Origin of the sequence: Pseudomonas sp. GXM4, assembly GCF_008923895.1 — a bacterium.
Lineage (GTDB): Bacteria > Pseudomonadota > Gammaproteobacteria > Pseudomonadales > Pseudomonadaceae > Aquipseudomonas > Aquipseudomonas atacamensis.
On record NZ_WBRZ01000326.1, the window covers coordinates 1 to 5,544 of the forward strand.

General features: G+C 61.5%; 2 protein-coding genes. One reads left to right on the plus strand and one right to left on the minus strand.

Features of this window, described 5'->3' with window-relative positions; genetic code table 11:
- Nucleotides 1–30: 30 nt before the first annotated feature.
- Nucleotides 31–726: an HAD-IA family hydrolase gene (locus tag F8N49_RS25035; RefSeq protein WP_123443108.1), complete on the minus strand. Its 696-nt coding sequence runs from the start codon at nucleotides 724–726 to the stop codon at nucleotides 31–33.
- A gap of 239 nt (nucleotides 727–965) precedes the next feature.
- Between F8N49_RS25035 and F8N49_RS25040 the strand changes: the two genes are divergently transcribed.
- Nucleotides 966–5,544: RHS repeat-associated core domain-containing protein (locus F8N49_RS25040; RefSeq protein WP_151553026.1), on the plus strand; the 4,579-nt coding region annotated here is incomplete at its 3' end.

Genomic DNA, 5,544 nt, shown 5'->3' on the forward strand with positions numbered 1-5,544 from the left:
TATAGAAGGGCGGCGTTTGTGTTTAAGCGGTCAAGCCAGTTCCAGCATCGGCAGGCCAAATACGCTGGGCGTGAAATTTTTCAGCGAGCGGATAATGCCGTCAGCGTGAGCATATTTCTCGTCTGCCATTGCTGCGTCGGGGATGGCGATTGCGGTCATGCCTGCCGCTTTCGCTGCGGTGACGCCGAACGGCGAATCCTCGAACACCAGACAATCCTTGGGCGCAACGCCCAAACGCCGGGCGGCGGTGAGGAAAATATCCGGCGCTGGTTTGGCCGCGCCGACTTCCGGATCGTCCGCCGTGACGATGAAATCGAACAGCGCAAACCACTCACGGTGCAAGGTGGTTTTCTGCCCGAACGACTGGCGCGACGAACTGGTGCCCACCGCGATCGGGATGTTGTGCGCCTTGAGGTGACGCACCAGCGCTTCGGCCCCCGGCATTGCCTGCGCCTTGGGAAAACGCTCGCGCATCAGCGGCTCGCGGATCTGCAGAAATTCTTCCGGAGTGATCGGTAGTTCCAGCACCTGCACCACGTAATTGGCCAGGTCATTGGCGCCGCGACCAATGATGTTTTGTTTGACGCTCCAGTCGAAGGTTTTCCCGTAGCGCCCGGCAATCAGCGAGGTGACCTCGGTGTAGATGCCCTCGGTGTCGAGCAGCAAACCGTCCATATCGAAAATCACGGCCTTGATCGGGCCGAACGTCTTCAGCGGTGCATTCATCATCGGATCCGTTAACAAAGGCATCCCGGGCGACAGGCAACGTGCCGCAACGCGGATCTGATTAATGGGTTCAGCAGCATAGCGAGGCCGATGGACATTGAGCAACGGGCAATGCCATCAACGCCTTTTCGCATTTAGCGAAAACTCCTACAGACACTGCCTACTTCCCCGACTTCTTTCCTTTTTGATCCCCCGCAAAGTCCGCGCTCCCGTTTTTTCACATGCGCGAGCGACTGCGAATGTTTCAACCCGATCAGCTCCTGGCCCTGAACAACAGCATCGGACTGCTGGTGGTGGCCGCCCTGAATCCGAAGCAGCCAGATTTCGAAGCGCTGATCGACGAGTTCCGCCTGTGCCTGAACAACTACGACGCCTGGGCCGAGCAGTTCTGGACCGGGACCGCGCTGGACATCGAGCAGGTGTTCAAGGTTGGCAATGACGTACAACTGAGCGCGCCGATCACCTCGCGCGCCCCCATCAGCTCATCGGTAGTCATGTGCCCGGCCAACGGGCCGCTGACCCTGGTGCATTTGTTCGAAACCGCGCGCTTCGTGCCGATCGGCGACACCCCGGTGACCCTCGAACCGCTGCTCAGCGACGTCGACGGTGTGCTGACCTTCGGCGAACCACTGCGCTACACCATCGGCCCGAGCGGGATCCTCGAGGTCACCGATTGCGTGCGGAGCCAGCGCTACCGCGTCACCTTCTTTCCCGATGTTTCTACCGACCATGTCCGCGCCCTGTATGCCTCATATGAAGGCGTGATTGCCGGTCTTGAAGGCTGGCTGCGCAGCGAATGGACAGGCTTCCAACCGCAATGGACGGAGTTTTCCAGCGCCGGTTTTCTTGATCGTTACGGGCAGTTGCAACGGGCCGATTGGCGCGGTCTGGAAAAAGCTTTGAATGGCGTCTGGGATGACATTCAACAACTGTTCGCCCTACTTGCCGATCTGCAGGAGCACAGCGCGAAGCTCCTGGAATACCTGAGCGAAGTCGAACTCGAGGCGCTGCTTGCCGCTTCAAACGAAGCGATCGCCAACGCCTTGTTGATGCTCAGCGACGAGCCGTTGCTGTTCATTCATCTGGCTGCGTTCACCAGTTGGCTGAAGATGCTGCCGCCGCAATACCTCGCCGAGGTGGTGGCCGAAGTTCGCACCGAGTTGCTGATCAGTTTCCTGTTGATGCGCGTGGCGGGCGGTGCCGGCGTATCGCTGCGTTTGAGCAGCAAGGTCCTGGCGAAGATCAAGTCGCCACGGGCGCGGGAATGGCTGGCGGCTTCTGCTTTACGCTTGGCGGAACTGACCTCAACGCCGGAACTCACGCAGCATGCGAGCACGCTGAAGCCGCTGATGTTTCATGCGCGCGAGGTTGAGCTGAAGCCGACGCCATCGATTCCGCTGAACATTCGTCAGGCCGATGAAGTTGTGTTGAGCGTGCCGAATCCGGCGCCACTCGCGCGGGACAAATCTCAAAACATGGCCCGCCTTGAGCGCCATGAGCCACACGACGACGCGCCCGACCAGGCGAAAAACCCCAACGGCGACGCCGCCGATTGCGTGCCCAAAACTTGTACCAATGGCTGCCCGGTGTCGATGGTCACCGGCGAAGAACTGCTGACCCTGACCGACGCGGTGCTCGACGGCGTGTTGCCCTTCGAGTTCACCCGTTTGTACCGCAGCAGCGCGGTCGAGATCGACATCGGCCTGGGTTTCGGCTGGAGCCATACGCTGGCGCATCGGCTGGCCTTCGACGGCGATGGCGTGATCTGGATCGACCACGAAAACCGCCGCACCCGCTTTCCCCTGCCCAACGTCGCGCGCCCGGCGATCCACAACAGCCTGTCGCGGGCGGCGATCTTTCTCGGTGATGAGCCGGAAGAACTGATCCTCGCCCTGGCCGGTGACAGCGCGCGGTTCTATCACTTTCGCGCCGGACGACTGACCGCAATCAGCGATGTCTACGGTAATCGTCTGACCCTGCAACGCGATCGCTCCGACCGCATTCAGCGTCTGGACAACGGCGCCGGGCGCGCGCTGCTGTTGCGCTATGACCGCGCGCAGCTGGTGGCGGTCGATTATCAGGTGTTCGTCCAAGGCGAGTGGACCACCGAGCAAAACCTCGCCACCTACAGCTTCGATGCCCGGCAACGCCTGCTGGTCGCGACCAATGCGGTGGGCGACAGCGAGCGCTACGACTACGACGACCACCACGTCATCCTCCAGCGCCAGTTGACTGGCGGCGCGAGCTTCTTCTGGGAGTGGCAGCGCGAGGGCAAAGCCGCCCGCTGCGTGAGGCACTGGGCGTCGTTCTCGCAGATGAACACCCGTTACGTCTGGAACGATGACGACGCCAGCGTGACCGTGCATTACGTCGACGGTACCGAAGAAGTCTACGTCCACGACGAGCGCGCGCGGCTGGTGCGCCAGGTTGCGGCCGATGGCGGCGAGCAGCTCAAGGCCTATGACCAGCAGGGGCGCTTGATCGCCGAGCAGGATGCGTTGGGCGCGGTCACCGAATATCGCTACGACGAAGTCGGACGGCTGATCGCGCTGATTCCGCCGGACGATGCACCAACGTCCTACGAGTACCGCAACGGTTTTCTCTACAAGCGTTGCCGTGGTGATGCGGTGTGGATTTACCGGCGCAACGCCGAAGGCGCCGTCACCGAAGCGGTCGATCCCGACGGCCAGGTCACCCATTACTACTACAACTTGCGCGGGCAATTGCTGTCGCTGCGTTATCCGGACAGCAGCCGCCATCGCTGGGTGTGGAACGAGCTGGGTCAGCTCATCGAAGAAACCCTGCCCGATGGCGGCGTGCGGCGCTTTTCCTACGATGCGCTGGGCCGGCGGATTACCACCCAGGACGAATTTGGTGTTGTCAGCCGTCAGGAGTGGGACGCGGCCGGCCGACTGATCCTGACGACTTCTCCTACGGGCAGCACGCGCGCCTACAGCTATGGCGCCTACGGCCAGATCACCGCCGAACGCGATGAACTCGGGCGCATCACCCGCTATGAATATGACGATGACCTGCACCTGGTCTCGCGGCGGATCAATCCTGACGGCACCCGCGTGCAGTACCGCTATGACCATGCGCGGCTGTTGCTGACCGAGATTGAAAACGAATCGGGCGAAAAGTACCGACTGGATTACACGCCGACCGGATTGATCCGACAGGAAACCGGGTTTGATGGGCGGCGTACGGCTTACGTCTACGACCTCAATGGTCATTTGCTGGAAAAGACTGAATTCGGCGAGCAGGGTTTATCGCTGGTCACCCAATACCAGCGCGACGCGGCTGGAAGGTTGCGGGTCAAGAACCTGCCCGATGGCGCCAAGATCCGCTACGACTACGACCGCCTCGGGCGCTTGGTTGCCGTCGATGACGACCAGAACCATCCGCTGGCCTTCGAGTATGACCGTCAGGATCGGCTGATCACCGAACATCAGGGCTGGGGCACCTTGCGCTACGCCTATGACGCCTGCGGCCAGCTCAAACGCCTGCGCCTGCCGGACAACAGCAAGCTCGACTATCACTACGCCAAGGGCGGTGCGCTGTCGGCCATCGACCTCAACGGCACGCCGCTCACGCGCCACGTCTACCACTGCGGTCGTGAACAGCAACGCCAGCAGGGTCTGCTGCTCAGCGAATATTCCTACGACGATCAGGGCCGCTTGCTCGCCCACGCTGTAGGCCATCGCCACGCCTCGCTGTACCGCCGGGATTATGCCTACAGCGCCAACGGCAATCTCGAGCACATCGCCGACAGCCGCCACGGCCAGCGCACCTATGGCTACGACGCCCTCGACCGGTTGATCCGCGTACGCCACTCGCGCGACGAACTGCCCGAATCCTTCGCCCACGACCCGGCCGGCAACCTGCTGATGCAGGACCGCCCCGGCCCTGCGCAGATCAAGGGCAATCGCCTGTTGATGCAGGGCGATCGTCATTACGACTACGACGCCTTCGGCAACCTGGTCCGCGAACGCCGTGGCCACGGCCAGACCCTGGTCACCGAATACCGCTACGACTGCCAGCACCGCCTGATCGGCCTGACCCGCCCCGACGGCCAGACCGCCACTTATCACTACGACGCCTTCGGCCGGCGCATCCGCAAAACCGTCGACAGCGCCGTCACCGAATTCTTCTGGCAAGGCGAACACCTCGTCGCCGAAAGCAGCGGCACGCAATACCGCAGCTTCCTCTACGAACCCGGCACCTTCCGCCCACTCGCGATGCTCGACGGCAAAGGCCCGAAAAAGGCCTGCCCGTTCTACTACCAACTCGACCACCTCGGCACCCCGCAGGAACTCACCGACTACAGCGGCGAAATCGTCTGGTCCGCGCAATACGACGCCTACGGCAAAGTTGCCGCCGTCACCTTGGCCGGCGAAGACTATCTGGATCAACCGCTGCGCTTTCAGGGGCAGTATTTCGATGTTGAAAGTGGGCTGCACTACAACCGCCATCGGTATTACGACCCTAGGTTAGGGCGGTATCTGACACCGGACCCGGTGAAGCTCGCGGGTGGGTTGAACCAGTACCAGTACGTGCCGAATCCGACGGGGTGGGTGGATCCGTTGGGGTTGACGTCCAACTGCCCGCCGCCGAATAAACCTGGGTGTGAGGTTCCGGGGGCAAGTGATGGGGTTAAGGTTGATGATGGGGAGCCCGCAGTCCCCGCACCTAACCAAGAAAACTATTATTTGTACCGAGGTGACGATCGAGAGCCTTGGGAAATTTTCGATACCGGATTTGAACCTTGGGGTGATAGTACAGACCTCTTCCTGCATGCGCTGGACAACAAAACCCCTC

What these genes read in the sequence shown, in the direction of transcription:
- F8N49_RS25035 (WP_123443108.1), bottom strand. Translation starts at nt 726, where the DNA reads ATGAATGCACCGCTGAAGACGTTCGGCCCGATCAAGGCCGTGATTTTC.